A 14,214-nucleotide genomic window follows, 5' to 3' on the forward strand; every position below is an offset into this window, starting at 1 on the left:
GCTGGCCTAGTCCCAACCGAGACCGCCTCGTCGCCATTCGTATGCGTATGCCACCGAGACGTTGACTATGAAAAGGCCCATCGCCGCGAGGCCGAACAAGCCGAGCGAATCGAAATGCACCGCCCACGGGTAGAGGAAAACGATCTCGATGTCGAAGATGATGAACAGCATTGCCGTCAGATAGAACTTGACGGGAAACCGCCCGCCACCGGCGGTACGGGGTGCCGGTTCGATTCCGCATTCGTAGGCTTCGAGTTTCGCCCTGTTGTACCGCTTCGGGCCGACCACGGACGCGAGAACAACCGACACCACAGCGAAGGCCATCGCGATGACCCCGAGGACGAGAATGGGGATGTAAGCGTTCATGTCACCCGAACTCCTCTCCGCTGTGCGGAAGTCCGCCCAGCCCGAAGGTGCCGTTCGATTTCGATACTGCCAGCAATTCGATACTTATGTGACCTGCGACACCCACACTAGGGGAGGCCTCCGACATTGGGTTCGTTTTCGGGGTGCCGAGTTTCGCTCTCGAAAGTCCGAAGTAGTCGGCGCCGCAACGAATCACCGCTGCAACGGGTGCTCACCGGCTCAGTTGTCGACGCAGAAGCGCGATGACGGTGGAAGCAAGTTCGATCGGATCTATCGGCTGCGGCACTGAGGCTTCCGCTCTCGACCACGACGCCAGCCACGCATCGTCGGGTCGACCGGTCAGTACGAGGATCGGTGGACAGTCGGCGATCTCGTCCTTGAGTTGTTTCGCGACGCCCATGCCGCCCGCCGGACTCGCCTCGCCGTCGAGGATGGCGAGGTCGATTCCGCCGGCATCGAGCTTGGCTACGACGATCGGTGCCGTCGCGACCTCGATGTAGTCGATGGTGGGCATCGACGGATGTGGGCGCTCTCCGAGAGCGAGCCGAACTTGCTCGCGCGTGTGTGCGTCGTCGCTGTAGACGAGGATGCGCACGGGTGCCATGGAGTTGGGCTCTGCGGTCTCGGCGGACACGCGGCCGACGTTACTCCTGGCGGTCCCTGGCTACCGGCGAATCTTCAACATCGGCAGGGACTTCCGCGAAAACACAGCTCGGCTTCACAGCAAACGGCCCTTACCCGGCGATGAACGCCGAATTAAGGGCCGCCTGAATTGCGTGTGCGCTCAGAAGTTTTCGACGAACTTCGTCAGGCCCTTGCTCGCTGTTTCCAGGGCCGTCTTCTGTGCCTTCTTCACCAGGAAGCCCGGCAGCGGGATCTTGGGATCGATGGTCAGTTCGAAGGTGACTTTGGTTCCACCGTCGGTGGGAGTCAAGACGTACGAGCCGTCCTGCTGGTTCTGCTGACCGCTCTCCACGAGGGTCCAGGTCACCTTCTCGTCGCCCTCGAAGGTGTAGTCGACTACCTGCTCGTCGTTGATTCCCAGAATGGACACGGCCATGCGAACGCGATGGGGGCGACCGTCGTCGTGGGTGCTCTCGATGGTGATCTTCTTGTGTGCAGACGACCATTCCGGCAGCCGATCGACGGCTGCTACGGCCTTCATCACCGTTTCCGGATCAGCCTTGATCTCGAATTCCTTGACGCCCGAAACGGCCATGAACGTGCTCCTTCTCGCCTTGCGGCAACGGTTCGTGATTACTGCAGTTGCGCAATTAGATCATTCGGTGATCGGGTTGGCGTCGAGCTAGTCCATGCCGTTCTTGCGCATCTGGTCCCGCAATGCGCCCTGGACGGCTTGTGAAACCCACGAGTTGAGGGAGACTCCGTTCTGATTGGCGGCCTCCTCGGCGCGGGCTTTGATCTGCTCCATCATCCTCAACGTCACCCGGCTGATATCTCCGCTGACGTCGTCGAACGAGTAGGTTGAGTCCTTCTTCTCGTCGTCTGCCTTCTCGTTTGCACCTTCGCCGCCGGTCGAGTTCGGCGGGCGAACGACGTCGACCAGTAATTCGCTTCCGTCGAGATTGACCTTGACCTCTCGGTCGCCCAGCTTCGCCCCGATCTCCTTGGCCAGTTCTGTCGCCGCGGCCAACAAGACCAGGCGGACCGAGGGTTCGATGGCGGCGGACAACGACGCCGCAATCCGGCGCGTGTGATCGTCGCCGAGTTCGGCTGCAGTGGCGAGGTCGTTCTGCAGCTTTGCGGTGTACTCCGAAATGTCCATGACACCACAGTGACGTCAAAAGTGACGTCAGTCAAGGATGTGATGACGTCACTCGGTATCGAGGGCGGTCGACCGCTATAGAGTTGCCCAGCACCTGAGGCGAACGGCGCCCGGGTTTCATGCTGGTCGTTTCGTGCTTGTCGAGGAGTGGGTTGTGCCGAACACGGTGTCACTGAAAGTGCAGTTGGTGGCGAAGTCCGAGTTCTTCCCGCCCGAGGACATTCCGTGGGAGACGGACGCGGATGGTGGCGAAGCGCTGGTCGAGTTCTCCGGTCGAGCCTGCTACCAGAGTTGGTCCAAGCCGAATCCGCGAACCGCAACCAACGCCGGATACCTGAGGCATCTGCTCGAGGTCGGACACGTTTCGGTGCTCGAGCATGCGACAGTGAGCTTCTACATCACCGGTATCTCGCGCTCGTGCACTCACGAATTGATTCGTCACCGGCACTTCTCGTACTCGCAACTCTCGCAGCGATTCGTCCGTGAGAACGATGCAAACGTCGTCGTGCCTCCTGCTGTCGAAGGTGATCCCGAGCTCGAAGCACTGTTTCTGAATGCCACCGACGAAAGCCGTCGCGCTTACGGGGAACTGCTGACTGCCCTCGAAGGGAAACTGCAATCGGTGCCCGGTGCCCCGATGCGGGGGAAGCAAGCCAGGCAGGCTGCGCGCTCGGTGCTGCCCAACGCCACCGAGACGCGCTTGGTCGTGACCGGAAACTATCGGGCCTGGCGGCACTTCGTCGAGATGCGTGCCACCGAACATGCGGATGTCGAGATCCGGCGAGTCGCGGTCGAGTGCCTGCGTCAGCTTCGTGATGTCGCGCCAAATGTGTTCGGGGACTACGAGATTCTTCGCGGAAGCGACGGATCGGAAATTGCCGTCAGCGCATTTGCGGCCGAGTCGTGACTCGTGTGCAGAAGTAAGAGCTGAACCGGGTAACCTTCTGACCATGACCTACGGTGATTCCGCTTCTCTTGTCGAGCGTCCGTTCGGCACCATTTCCGTTGCGATGGTGACCCCGTTCACTGCCGACGGGAAGTTGGACGTCGACGCGGGAGTGCGCCTCGCAGCCCATCTCGTCGACAACGGCTGTGACGGCCTCGTTCTTGCCGGTACCACCGGTGAATCTCCCACCACCACCGAGTCCGAGAAGCTCGACCTGCTCCGCGCAGTGATCGACGCCGTCGGTAACCGCGCGAAGATCGTTGCAGGCGCCGGCAGCAACGACACCGCTCACAGCGTCGAACTCGCACGTGACGCGGCTCGCGCCGGAGCGCACGGTCTGCTCGTCGTCACCCCGTATTACTCACGTCCGCCCCAGGCCGGACTGTTTGCACACTTCACCGCCGTCGCCAACGCGACCGACCTGCCCGTCATGTTGTACGACATTCCGCCCCGCTCCGTCGTTCCCATCGAGACCGAGACGATCCGCCGACTCGCCGAGCACCCGCGAATCAAGGCCGTCAAGGACGCCAAGGGCGACCTCAACGCCGGCGCAGAGTTGATCGGCACCACCGAGCTCCAGTTCTTCTCCGGCGACGACCCGCTGAATCTGCCGTGGCTCGCTGTGGGCGCCACCGGCTTCGTCAGCGTCATCGGCCATCTTGTTCCGGGTCGTCTCCGCGACCTTCACACCGCGTTCGTGTCCGGCGATATCGCCCGCGCGCGCGAGATAAACCTCAGTTTGATCCCTGTGATTCGTTCCGTTGCCCGCCTCGGCGGTGTCAGCGCTTCGAAGGCGGGTCTGCGACTCATCGGAATCGATGTCGGAGAACCACGCCTTCCGCAGGTTGCACCCACTAAAGAGCAGATCGACGGTCTTGCCGCCGATCTGCATGCGGCAGGAGTTTTGTAAATGACCCGTCCCCCCCGACGTCGTAGTGCCAGTCGTCAAGCCGGTCCGCCTTCGCCTCCGGCTCCCGAAACGGCCGCAAAGGCCGCACCGGTAGAGGCACCAGCTGCGCCGGCGGCAGAAGCGGCCCCCGCCGCAGCCGCCCCGCCCAAGAAGGCCGCAGCAACCAAATCTGCAGCAACCAAGTCCGCTGCCACCAAATCTGCTGCACCCAAGAAGTCGACCGAAGACAGGTCGCCGCGCAAATCTTCCGGCGGTAACCGACCGGCAGCATCGAAGTCGGGCAACGGGCGCGGAAACAAGCGCCCCGAGAACCGTCCGGCCGTCGATCCCACGGGTCGCCTCGGAACACCCCCGAAGGCGCCGGCATCGGGTCTGCGCATCGTCGCGCTGGGCGGCATCGGCGAAATCGGTCGCAACATGACGGTGTTCGAGCACCGTGGCAAGTTGCTGATCGTCGACTGCGGTGTGCTGTTCCCCGAGGACCAGCAGCCTGGCGTCGACCTGATCCTCCCGGACTTCCGCTACATCGAAGACCGTATGGACGACGTCGAAGCCGTCATCTTGACTCACGGACACGAGGACCACATCGGTGCTCTGCCGTTCTTGCTGCGTCTGCGCGCGGACATTCCGGTCATCGGCGCGAAGTTCACTCTCGCTCTCGTTGCCGCCAAGTGCCGCGAGCATCGCCTGCGTCCGAACCTGGTCGAGGTCGTCGAGGGAAACACCACCACCCATGGCCCGTTCGACTGCGAGTACTTCGCGGTCAACCACTCGATTCCCGACGCTCTCGCGATCGCGATTCGCACCGACGCCGGCGTCGTACTGCACACCGGTGACATCAAGCTCGATCAGCTGCCTCTCGACGGCCGCCTGACCGACCTCGCCGGATTCTCCCGCCTGGGCGACGAGGGCGTCGACCTGTTCCTCGTCGACTCGACGAACGCCGAGGTTCCGGGATTCGTCACACCCGAGCGCGAAATCGGGGGAGTGCTCGACAATGTCATCGGCAAGGCGAAGCAGCGCGTCATCGTGGCATCGTTCGCCAGCCATGTGCATCGCATCCAGCAGGTCGTCGACGTAGCCGCTCGGTACAACCGCCGCATCGTCTTCGTCGGCCGCTCGATGGTCCGCAACATGCAGATCGCCCAGGATCTGGGCTACCTGACGGTGCCCGACGGCCTCGTCGTAGACATCGACACCGCCGCCACCCTTCCCGACGATCGCCTGGTGCTCATTTCGACGGGTTCGCAGGGTGAGCCGTTGGCAGCGCTCTCGCGGATGGCGCGCGGCGAACACCGTCAGATCAACATCCGCGCCAACGACCTTGTCGTTCTCGCGTCTTCGCTGATCCCGGGCAACGAGAACTCCGTTTTTGCCGTGGTCAACGGTTTGGCCAAGCGCGGTGCCACCGTCGTGACCCAGCAGAGCGCCAAGGTTCACGTCTCGGGCCACGCGTCCGCCGGTGAGTTGCTCTACCTGTACAACGCGGTTCGGCCCACCAATGCCATGCCCGTCCACGGTGAATGGCGGCACCTGCGTGCCAACGCCGCGCTGGCAAAGGCAACCGGCGTGCCGGAAGAGCGCATCGTATTGGCCGAGGACGGCGTCGTGGTCGACATGGTGGACGGCCTCGCCGAGATCGTCGGACGCGTACCGGTCGGACACGTCTACGTCGACGGTCTGTCCGTCGGCGACGTCGGTGAGCCGACGCTGTCCGATCGCCTCGTGCTCGGTGAGGGCGGCTTCATCGCGATCACCATCGTCATCAACGAGTCGACGGGCCGTGCGGTCAGCACCCCCGAGGTGTCCGGTCGCGGCTTCTCCGACGATCCGACAGCGCTCAAGGCTGCCGCGGATCTCGTGGAATCGGACCTGGCCCGGTTGGCGAGCGAAGGCGTCATCGACGCTCATCGCATCGCGCAGTCGGTGCGCCGCGTCGTCGGACGTTGGGTCGCGGACAAGTACCGCCGCCGTCCGATGATCATTCCGACGGTCATCGCGGTTCCGTAGATTCGGCACAGCAGGTCGCTTCCGCTCGAACCCGGTCCGGTTCGAGTACTTTGGCGAAGGTGACCTTCGCTCATGACGAACGACTCGCCCTGGTGGACAGCATGGTCGAATTCGGCCCCGATGCTCCGACACTGTGTGGGGAGTGGACCAATCGTGACCTGGCAGCACATCTGATAGTCCGGGAGCGGCGTCTCGACGCCGCTCCCGGAATCATGTTGAGCCCTCTTGCCGGTCACACCGAGAGCGTGCGTAAGGCCGCAGCGGCGCGTCCGTGGGAGGAGATCCTCGACGACGTTCGGAGTGGGCCGCCTCGGTGGTCGCCGATGTACTGGCTCGACGCGCAGGTAAATACCACGGAAATGTTCATCCACCACGAAGATGTACGACGCGCACATCTGAACTGGGCGCCGCGTCCGTTGTCGGAGGGTCGGCAGGCTCAGCTGTGGAAGTACGCCCGGCAGATCGGCAAGATGGGTTACCGCAAAGCCGCTGTCGAGGTCATTTTCGAACTTCCGTCCGGCGAGAGTGCGGTCGTCCACAAATCCGGCTCTCGCAGTGTTGTCCTGCAGGGTGAACCCGCCGAGTTACTGCTGCACGCTTTCGGTCGCAACGAGGTGAAGATCGAAGCCAAGGGCGAACTGGCCGACGTTCAATCCGTGATGGCGCTCGATCGCAGTTTCTGATGGCCGCCTTCTACCGGAGTGGAGCTCGACAGACGCGTTGTGAAGATCACGTTTCGCACTCGCCACCAGTGTTGCTGGTGTTGCGGATGGTCCAGATGGGGTCGCACAGACTAGCCTGAACTCCATGGCAGGTAAGTCGAGCGCCCGGGGATCCAGTACAAGCACGTCTACGTCCAGGGCATCGACCAGGTCGTCAGCCTCTACTCCGAGCACGCGCGCAACCGCAAAACCTCGTGCCTCGCGCACCACGCGAACCGTATCGACTCCTCGAAATGTCACGACTTCGGCCAGGGCTGGTGGGCGCCCCGCGTCGGGCAAAGGCTCCAAGCCGGCGCCCAAGAAGGCGTCCGGTACGTCGTCGGCCGCGCGCCGCCCGGTATCGAAAACCTCTCAGCGGGCCAGCCCGTTGGCCGCTGTGGGCAAGGGAATCGGAGCCGGGTGGTCCCTGGCTGCCCGCGGCGTCGGCGCCACCACACGCACCGTCAGTAAGGTCGGCGAGATCGAAGCCGGCCACCGCCGCGACGGAATAGCGCTCGGCCTGCTCGCATTCAGCGTCGTCATCGCCGGTGGCGTCTGGTTCAAGGCCGGTGGTCCGATCGGCGGCGGCATCGACACCCTCGTGCGGGCGATCTTCGGCGCGGCCTCGGCCGTTCTCCCCATCGTCGGCGTCGGCCTCGCGATCCTGTTGATGCGCACCGAACCGAAACCTGAGATCCGGCCCCGACTGATCATGGGATCCTTGCTGGTCGGTCTGCCGGCGCTCGGCCTCTGGCACATCATCTCGGGTTCACCGACAGACGCCACCGGTCGCTCCAACGGCGCAGGGTTTGTCGGATACGTCGTGGGCGGCCCGCTCACCAACGGGCTCACCGTCTGGCTGTCTGCGCCGCTGCTCGTCATCGCCGCCGGATTCGGAATCCTCCTTCTGACCGGAACGACTCTGCGTGAGGTGCCGAGCAAGTTCCAGTCCTTCTTCGGTGCCTCGTATCGCTCGGACGAATACGGCGACTACGGATCCGAATTCGACGAGGACGGCGAGCACCACTACGGCGAATCTGCTTACGATCCTTCACTGTTCGACGCCGACGGCTACCCGGTCGACACCTACGCCGAGCCACCGCTCAAGCCCGCCAAGCGGACCAGCCGACGCGCACCGATCGACAACTACCCGACGGACGAGTTCGAATCCGGAGACAAGAAGACCGAAGTCCTCGGCCTGTGGAACGCCGACGACACCGCAGTACCCGACGAGCCCGTCGCGGCTGCGGCAGCGCCCGTGGTGGAGACTCCGGCGCCGCGCCCCAAGGTGCCTGCGCGTTCGGTCCCCATCGCCAAGCCCGTGCCGAAACCCGAACCGGAGCCGGAGGAGAAGGAACACTTCGTCACCGATCGGGTCACCGACGGCGACTACAACCTCCCGCCGACGACGTTACTGATCGAGGGAGACCCGCCCAAGCTCCGCAGTTCTGCGAACGACGCGATGATCGAGGCGATCAGCGAAGTCCTAGAACAGTTCAAGATCGATGCCGCTGTTACCGGTTTCACCCGCGGACCGACGGTGACGCGCTACGAGGTCGAACTCGGCCCAGGCGTGAAGGTCGAGAAGATCACCGCGCTCGCCCGCAACATCGCGTACGCCGTGGCAACCGACAACGTCCGCCTCCTGGCCCCCATTCCGGGTAAGTCCGCAGTGGGCATCGAGGTACCGAACTCCGACCGCGAAATGGTCCGCCTCGCCGACGTGCTGAACGCGCCGAGCACGCGACGCGATCACCACCCACTGGTGATAGGTCTGGGCAAGGACATCGAAGGTGACTTCGTCAGTGCGAACCTCGCGAAGATGCCCCACCTTCTGGTGGCAGGTTCGACCGGCTCGGGTAAGTCGAGCTTCGTGAACTCGATGCTCGTCTCGTTGCTCACCCGAGCAACGCCGGAAGAAGTACGGATGATCCTCATCGACCCGAAGATGGTCGAGCTCACGCCGTACGAAGGTATCCCGCACCTGATCACGCCGATCATCACTCAGCCGAAGAAGGCCGCGGCAGCGCTGGCCTGGTTGGTCGAGGAGATGGAACAGCGTTACCAGGACATGCAGGCCAACCGGGTGCGTCATATCGACGACTTCAACTCCAAGGTCAAGTCCGGCGAAATCACCGCCCCTCTGGGCAGCGAGCGCGTCTACCGTCCGTACCCGTACATCCTGGCAATCGTGGACGAGCTGGCCGACCTCATGATGACCGCTCCCCGCGACGTCGAAGAAGCGATCGTCCGCATCACGCAGAAAGCCCGTGCTGCCGGTATCCACCTGGTGCTGGCAACGCAGCGCCCGTCCGTCGACGTCGTCACCGGACTGATCAAGACCAACGTGCCGTCTCGTCTGGCGTTCGCGACGTCTTCACTGACGGACTCGCGAGTCATCCTCGATCAGCCCGGCGCCGAGAAGCTCATCGGTATGGGTGACGGCCTCTTCCTGCCCATGGGCGCCGGTAAGCCGACCCGTATGCAGGGCGCGTTCATCACCGACGAGGAAATCTCGGCGGTTGTCGACTTCGCGAAAAACCAGGCCGAGCCCGAGTACACCGAAGGTGTCACCGCACAGAAGGCAGGGGAGAAGAAAGACGTCGACCCCGACATCGGCGACGACATGGATGTCCTCCTGCAGGCCGTGGAATTGGTCATCACGAGTCAATTCGGTTCGACGTCGATGTTGCAGCGCAAGTTACGAGTCGGGTTCGCCAAGGCAGGCAGACTGATGGACCTCATGGAAAACCGCGGCGTCGTCGGACCCAGCGAGGGCTCGAAGGCACGCGAGGTGCTCATGAAGCCCGAGGAGCTCGACGGTCTGCTGTGGTCGATACGCGGCGGCGACCCGGATGAGGCACCTGCAGACGAGTAGGGACACCTCGGCGGACAAGCCGTCGACAGACGACCGGAGGAACCCGTGCATGTGACGCCGTTGGCTTGGGGAATCACGATCGTGGTGATCCTCGGCCTGTTCGTCTTCGACTTCTTCGCCCACGTCCGCACTCCGCATGCGCCGACCTTCCGGGAGTCCGCATTCTGGTCGACGGTCTACATTTCGATCGCCATCGTCTTCGGCCTCGTCGTGATGTGGATCTGGGGCACCACGTACGGCGGTGAGTACTTCGCCGGCTACGTCACGGAGAAGGCGCTCTCGGTCGACAATCTGTTCGTCTTCGTGATCATCATGTCGACGTTCGCCGTCCCGCGAGAGTTCCAGCAGAAAGTCCTGCTGATCGGCATCGTCCTCGCATTGGTGATGCGCGGAATCTTCATCGGAGTCGGTGCGGCCGCCATCAATGCGTACAGCTGGGTGTTCTACCTCTTCGGTGCGTTCCTGATCTACACCGCGTACACCCTGATCCGCGATCACGGGCATGAGAAGGAAGCCGAGGAGAAGCGCGACAGTCGCATCATCTCACTCGTGAAGCGGGTGCTGCCGACAACCGAGGAATACGACGGGGACAAACTGATCACCCGGATCGACGGCAAGCGCGTCGTGACACCGTTGTTGTTGGCGCTCATCGCAATCGGGTTTGCCGACGTGCTCTTCGCGCTCGATTCGATTCCGGCGATCTACGGTCTGACCCAGGAACCGTATCTGGTGTTCACCGCCAACGCCTTCGCGCTGATGGGTCTACGGCAGCTGTACTTCCTGATCGGTGGGTTGCTCGAACGGCTGGTCTATCTCTCGTACGGGCTCTCGATAATCCTGGCGTTCATCGGTGTGAAATTGGTACTTCACGCGTTGCACGAGAACACCCTCTCGTTCGTCAACGGAGGTGAACACGTCTCCGTCCCGGAAATCTCCACGGCACTCTCACTCGGAGTGATCATCGGAGTATTGGCGGTGACGACGGTCGCGAGCCTGTTGAAGACTCGCGACCGGGCGGGGGAGTAAGCCGGGGCCGGGGCTCTCAGGCGCTGAACTGACCCAATACCGGAACCCACTCGGTGATCCGGACCTTCTCGATCAAATCGGCGATCGCGAACGGATCGTGGGTGAAGAGGAGGGAAACGGTGTCGGCGTCTGCGGCGTCGACGATGATCAGCGCGCCGTTTCCATCTGCAAACGGGCCGGATGACAAGACGATCGAGCGGGAAACCAGATCCGCGAGCCACGCGCGGTGATCGCTACGGACTTCGTCGCGCTGAGCGTTCTTCTCGGGCGCGTAGGTGTATTCGACGAGGAACAACGACATCGTGAACCGCTTTCGGGGCTGGTGATCGAGATGGTGGTGTGTGAAGAGTCTGAACGGTTCAGAGAGTCAGGAGCATGCGAGTATTGCCGAGTGTGTTGGGTTTCACATAGCTCAGATCGAGGAACTCGGCGACGCCGGCGTCGTAGGACCGACACATTTCCGCATAGACCTCGGCGGTGACGGGGGTGCCGTCGATCTCTGCGAATCCGTGACGGTGGAAGAACTCGGTCTCGAACGTCAAAACGAACAACCGTTCCAACTCCAATTCCTTGGCGACCTCGATGAGTTTGTCGACGACGTGGAAACCTGCGCCCTGGCCTTTGGCAGTCGGATCGACTGCGACGGTGCGGATCTCACCCAGGTCCGCCCACAGCACATGCAGTGCGCCGCAAGCGATTACCTGGCCGCCTCGCTCGGCGACCCAGAACTCCTGGACTGCCTCGTACAGCGTCACGAGATTCTTCTCGAGGAGGATCTTGCCGGCGTAGATGTCGATCAGACGCTTGATTTCGGGGATGTCCGACGTTCGCGCGCGACGCACGATCAACTGGCTCTCGGTATAGGTCGGCGCGGTCGAAGTCATGTGGTGCACATTAGTCAATGGCCCTACCGATATTCTAAGTCGCGTGCCTGTCCGCCCCACGCAATTCCCGCGCCGCTCGGCTTTGTCCCGGGTTCGGCTCACCGCCTGTGCGGTGATCCGATGAGTACCCCGCGCGATCAGACCGACGCCCATCGCGCCGCCGTCGGCCCGTCCGACGGCACACCTGTCGCGGACAACCCGGTTCCGTTGCTGAACATCGCGAACATTCTCACGATGGTCCGAATGGTTCTCGTTCCGGTTTTTCTCGTTGTTCTGTTCGTCGACGGCGGACACTCGACGTGGTGGCGTCTCGGGGCAATGGGCGTGTTCATCGTCGCCGCGATCACGGATCGGATCGACGGCCAATTGGCTCGGAAGTACGGTCTGGTCACCGATTTCGGCAAACTCATGGACCCGATCGCGGACAAGGCACTGATCGGCGCCGCGCTGATCGGTCTTTCGGTTCTCGGTGACCTGTCGTGGTGGGTGACCGGAGTGATCATCGCCAGAGAACTCGGAATCACGCTGTTGCGGTTCGCGGTACTGCGGCACGCGGTCATCCCGGCGGGCAAGGGCGGCAAGCTCAAGACCCTCGTGCAGGCCGTCGCGATCGGGTTCTACCTCTGCCCGCTGCCGAGCAGTTGGGACATCGTCAGCGGATTGCTGATGGCTGCTGCCGTCGTGCTGACGGTGGCGACGGGAATCGAATACATCGTGCAGGCGATCAGGCTTCGCGCCGGAGTTCGCGCAGTCGAGTCATGACGGACCCGCTGCTCGCACTCGGAGTGGTCGAACTCGTCGACGCCCTTGGCGCCGCGAGGCAGACTGTCGCCGCCGCCGAATCTCTGACGGCTGGCTTGTTCACGGCTGCGGTCGCGTCCGTGCCAGGGTCGAGCGCGGTGCTGCGTGGGGGCCTGGTCGTGTATGCGACCGACCTGAAAGCGACGCTGGCGGGCGTGGATCCCGAGCGTCTGGCAGCGGACGGCCCCGTGTCCGAGAGCACCGCCGTGGCTTTGGCGCTCGGCGCCCGGACGAGGTGCGGCGCCGACTGGGGTATCGGACTGACCGGAGTCGCCGGTCCGAGTGAGCAGGACGGACACTCGGTCGGAACGGTGTTTCTCGGTATCGCCGGCCCGGACGGAACCGAATGCGTACCCCTCGCGCTCGGCGGCGAACGGTGGGAGATTCGGACAACCGCAGTCGCAACTGCCGTGTCGCGGTTACGTGATCGTGTCGCAGAGCGTGCGGCACGATAGGCTCGGGAACCAATCGGATGTGTTCGGACGTTGACGATTGTGAAGACGTACGACCATGCACGATGAGGTCACGGATGAAGGAGGAGCGAGATGGCGCTGCTATTGCGTGAGGCAATCGGTGACAGTCTCCGGCGTACGCGCGTTTCGCAGAGCCGCACGCTACGTGAGGTGTCGAACAGCGCGCGTGTGAGCTTGGGCTATCTGTCCGAAGTGGAACGTGGACGTAAGGAAGCATCGAGCGAACTGTTGGCAGCGATCTGTGATGCGCTCGCAGTCCCACTGTCCGACGTGCTGGTCGACGTGAGCGAGACCCTGGCCACGAAGAAGAGCGCTCCGGTCGCTGGTCGACAGGTCGCCGAACCCGCCGTGTCGGCTTCCGGTTCGCCGACAATCGCACGCGATACCCGCGTCGTGATTCCGGCGCCGAACGCTCGAAGGTTGGCGGCGGCGTAGCCACTACCGGCCGTAACCGATAGATTTTGTACGTAACCGCCGGTTTCCAGCAGGTGGGGTCAGAGCAGATAGGGCGCAGCCCTTGTTTCGGTGCGCGACGGTCGCGCTCCGGGTCGCGTTCGGCGCGGCGCATCAGATGGAGGCAGGATCAAACCAATGGCTAATCCTTTCGTCAAGGGCTGGAAGTACCTGATGGCGCTCTTCAATTCGAAGATCGATGAGAAGGCAGATCCAAAGGTTCAGATTCAGCAGGCGATCGAGGACGCACAGCGCCAGCATCAGGCGTTGTCCCAGCAGGCTGCGTCGGTGATCGGTAATCAGCGTCAACTCGAGATGAAGCTCAGCCGTCAACTCGACGAGGTCGAAAAGCTCAACGCCAACGCGCGCCAGGCCGTCAACCTCGCCGATCAGGCCGCTGCTGCCGGCGACAACGACAAGGCGATCCAGTACACCAACGCTGCCGAAGCTTTTGCGGCCCAGCTGGTGACGGCCGAGCAGGGCGTCGAAGATCTGAAGGCACTGCACGACCAGTCCTTGCAGGCCGCCGCTCAGGCCAAGAAGGCTGTCGAGCAGAACGCGATGACTCTGCAGGCAAAGGTTGCCGAGCGCACCAAGCTGCTCAGCCAGCTGGAGCAGGCCAAGATGCAGGAGCGCGTGAGCGAGTCCCTTCGGTCCATGGACAGCACGCTGTCGGCTCCCGGCAACACACCCAGCCTCGATGCTGTGCGCGACAAGATCGAGCGGCGTTACGCCGACGCACTCGGCTCTGCCGAGCTCGCCCAGAACTCCGTTCAAGGCCGCATGATGGAGGTCCAGCAGGCCTCGGTCCAGATGGCAGGGCACAGTCGCCTCGAGCAGATTCGTGCTTCCATGAAGGGCGAGGCACTGCCTTCCGGCGGCGCAGCTGCCACTCCTGCGACTCCGTCCGTCGAGAAGCAGCCCCCGGCTGCCGGTCAGACCGGGCAGTAGCCGAATCCTCGATGTCGGCAGTGATGCTC

Annotated in this window: 16 protein-coding genes; 10 read left to right on the forward strand and 6 right to left on the reverse strand. The window is 63.1% G+C overall.

The genetic code is table 11. From position 1 onward, the window contains the following. Positions 1–6: 6 nt before the first annotated feature. The 4 genes from EHW12_RS13375 to EHW12_RS13390 all read right to left on the reverse strand — a co-directional run bounded on the left by EHW12_RS13375 (position 7) and on the right by EHW12_RS13390 (position 2,152). Positions 7–366 (reverse strand): NADH-quinone oxidoreductase subunit A, encoded by a 360-nt coding sequence (locus tag EHW12_RS13375; RefSeq protein ID WP_003942165.1) that lies wholly within the window; start codon positions 364–366, stop codon positions 7–9. Positions 367–577: 211 nt separating this feature from the next. Then, the gene (locus EHW12_RS13380) at positions 578–970 is read right to left on the reverse strand and encodes a response regulator transcription factor (protein ID WP_042450864.1); all 393 of its coding nucleotides are present in this window, start codon (positions 968–970) and stop codon (positions 578–580) included. A gap of 180 nt (positions 971–1,150) precedes the next feature. Continuing rightward, positions 1,151–1,585, reverse strand: coding sequence for an SRPBCC family protein (locus tag EHW12_RS13385; protein ID WP_003942203.1), 435 nt, complete (start codon positions 1,583–1,585; stop codon positions 1,151–1,153). A gap of 87 nt (positions 1,586–1,672) precedes the next feature. Next, complete coding sequence (locus EHW12_RS13390; protein WP_003942206.1) at positions 1,673–2,152, reverse strand: toxin-antitoxin system HicB family antitoxin; 480 nt, start codon at positions 2,150–2,152, stop codon at positions 1,673–1,675. Positions 2,153–2,306: 154 nt separating this feature from the next. Here EHW12_RS13390 and thyX point away from each other — a divergent pair, with 154 nt between their 5' ends. The 6 genes from thyX (at position 2,307) to EHW12_RS13425 (ending at position 10,623) form a co-directional block, all read left to right on the forward strand. Further along, positions 2,307–3,059: an FAD-dependent thymidylate synthase gene (thyX, locus tag EHW12_RS13395; protein ID WP_003942250.1), complete on the forward strand. Its 753-nt coding sequence runs from the start codon at positions 2,307–2,309 to the stop codon at positions 3,057–3,059. A 43-nt stretch (positions 3,060–3,102) separates the two neighbouring features. Continuing rightward, positions 3,103–4,008 carry a 4-hydroxy-tetrahydrodipicolinate synthase gene (gene dapA, locus EHW12_RS13400; protein ID WP_003942142.1) on the forward strand — a complete coding sequence of 302 codons (906 nt, stop codon included), beginning with the start codon at positions 3,103–3,105 and terminating at the stop codon, positions 4,006–4,008. Then, positions 4,009–6,018, forward strand: a complete 2,010-nt coding sequence (locus EHW12_RS13405; RefSeq protein WP_003942231.1) for a ribonuclease J — start codon at positions 4,009–4,011, stop codon at positions 6,016–6,018. It begins immediately after the preceding gene. 59 nt (positions 6,019–6,077) lie between these two features. Continuing rightward, positions 6,078–6,701, forward strand: coding sequence for a TIGR03085 family metal-binding protein (locus EHW12_RS13410; protein WP_007735153.1), 624 nt, complete (start codon positions 6,078–6,080; stop codon positions 6,699–6,701). 124 nt (positions 6,702–6,825) lie between these two features. Continuing rightward, on the forward strand, positions 6,826–9,597 hold the full coding sequence (locus tag EHW12_RS13420) for a DNA translocase FtsK (RefSeq protein ID WP_206434846.1): 2,772 nt from the start codon (positions 6,826–6,828) through the stop codon (positions 9,595–9,597). Between the two features lie 45 nt (positions 9,598–9,642). After that, positions 9,643–10,623 carry a TerC family protein gene (locus EHW12_RS13425; protein WP_019748181.1) on the forward strand — a complete coding sequence of 327 codons (981 nt, stop codon included), beginning with the start codon at positions 9,643–9,645 and terminating at the stop codon, positions 10,621–10,623. Between the two features lie 16 nt (positions 10,624–10,639). Here EHW12_RS13425 and EHW12_RS13430 read toward each other — a convergent pair whose 3' ends face one another. Together EHW12_RS13430 and EHW12_RS13435 are read right to left on the reverse strand one after the other, a co-directional pair. Further along, positions 10,640–10,924: a YciI family protein gene (locus tag EHW12_RS13430; RefSeq protein ID WP_003942124.1), complete on the reverse strand. Its 285-nt coding sequence runs from the start codon at positions 10,922–10,924 to the stop codon at positions 10,640–10,642. Between the two features lie 58 nt (positions 10,925–10,982). After that, the gene (locus EHW12_RS13435; RefSeq protein ID WP_007735157.1) at positions 10,983–11,507 is read right to left on the reverse strand and encodes an amino-acid N-acetyltransferase; all 525 of its coding nucleotides are present in this window, start codon (positions 11,505–11,507) and stop codon (positions 10,983–10,985) included. 120 nt (positions 11,508–11,627) lie between these two features. On the opposite strand from EHW12_RS13435, the gene pgsA reads away from it, so the two are divergent. From pgsA to pspA, 4 genes are all read left to right on the forward strand, one after another. Continuing rightward, on the forward strand, positions 11,628–12,269 hold the full coding sequence (pgsA, locus tag EHW12_RS13440; protein WP_003942125.1) for a CDP-diacylglycerol--glycerol-3-phosphate 3-phosphatidyltransferase: 642 nt from the start codon (positions 11,628–11,630) through the stop codon (positions 12,267–12,269). Then, positions 12,266–12,763 carry a CinA family protein gene (locus EHW12_RS13445; protein ID WP_125050980.1) on the forward strand — a complete coding sequence of 166 codons (498 nt, stop codon included), beginning with the start codon at positions 12,266–12,268 and terminating at the stop codon, positions 12,761–12,763. The genes pgsA and EHW12_RS13445 overlap by 4 nt, the downstream gene beginning before the upstream one ends. Positions 12,764–12,853: 90 nt before the next feature. Further along, positions 12,854–13,216: a helix-turn-helix transcriptional regulator gene (locus EHW12_RS13450; protein ID WP_030535559.1), complete on the forward strand. Its 363-nt coding sequence runs from the start codon at positions 12,854–12,856 to the stop codon at positions 13,214–13,216. A gap of 156 nt (positions 13,217–13,372) precedes the next feature. Beyond that, a complete protein-coding gene (pspA, locus tag EHW12_RS13455; RefSeq protein WP_003942098.1) occupies positions 13,373–14,185 on the forward strand; it encodes a phage shock protein PspA in 813 nt (270 codons plus the stop codon). Positions 14,186–14,214: the final 29 nt, after the last annotated feature.

This window comes from Rhodococcus sp. NJ-530 (genome assembly GCF_003860625.1).
GTDB classification, from domain to species: Bacteria; Actinomycetota; Actinomycetes; order Mycobacteriales; family Mycobacteriaceae; genus Rhodococcus_F; species Rhodococcus_F qingshengii.

What these genes read in the sequence shown, in the direction of transcription:
- pspA (WP_003942098.1), top strand. Translation starts at nt 13,373, where the DNA reads ATGGCTAATCCTTTCGTCAAGGGCTGGAAGTACCTGATGGCGCTCTTC.
- EHW12_RS13435 (WP_007735157.1), bottom strand. Translation starts at nt 11,507, where the DNA reads ATGACTTCGACCGCGCCGACCTATACCGAGAGCCAGTTGATCGTGCGT.
- EHW12_RS13430 (WP_003942124.1), bottom strand. Translation starts at nt 10,924, where the DNA reads ATGTCGTTGTTCCTCGTCGAATACACCTACGCGCCCGAGAAGAACGCT.
- EHW12_RS13445 (WP_125050980.1), top strand. Translation starts at nt 12,266, where the DNA reads ATGACGGACCCGCTGCTCGCACTCGGAGTGGTCGAACTCGTCGACGCC.
- EHW12_RS13420 (WP_206434846.1), top strand. Translation starts at nt 6,826, where the DNA reads ATGGCAGGTAAGTCGAGCGCCCGGGGATCCAGTACAAGCACGTCTACG.
- EHW12_RS13380 (WP_042450864.1), bottom strand. Translation starts at nt 970, where the DNA reads ATGGCACCCGTGCGCATCCTCGTCTACAGCGACGACGCACACACGCGC.
- EHW12_RS13450 (WP_030535559.1), top strand. Translation starts at nt 12,854, where the DNA reads ATGGCGCTGCTATTGCGTGAGGCAATCGGTGACAGTCTCCGGCGTACG.
- dapA (WP_003942142.1), top strand. Translation starts at nt 3,103, where the DNA reads ATGACCTACGGTGATTCCGCTTCTCTTGTCGAGCGTCCGTTCGGCACC.
- EHW12_RS13385 (WP_003942203.1), bottom strand. Translation starts at nt 1,585, where the DNA reads ATGGCCGTTTCGGGCGTCAAGGAATTCGAGATCAAGGCTGATCCGGAA.
- pgsA (WP_003942125.1), top strand. Translation starts at nt 11,628, where the DNA reads ATGAGTACCCCGCGCGATCAGACCGACGCCCATCGCGCCGCCGTCGGC.
- EHW12_RS13405 (WP_003942231.1), top strand. Translation starts at nt 4,009, where the DNA reads ATGACCCGTCCCCCCCGACGTCGTAGTGCCAGTCGTCAAGCCGGTCCG.
- EHW12_RS13375 (WP_003942165.1), bottom strand. Translation starts at nt 366, where the DNA reads ATGAACGCTTACATCCCCATTCTCGTCCTCGGGGTCATCGCGATGGCC.
- EHW12_RS13390 (WP_003942206.1), bottom strand. Translation starts at nt 2,152, where the DNA reads ATGGACATTTCGGAGTACACCGCAAAGCTGCAGAACGACCTCGCCACT.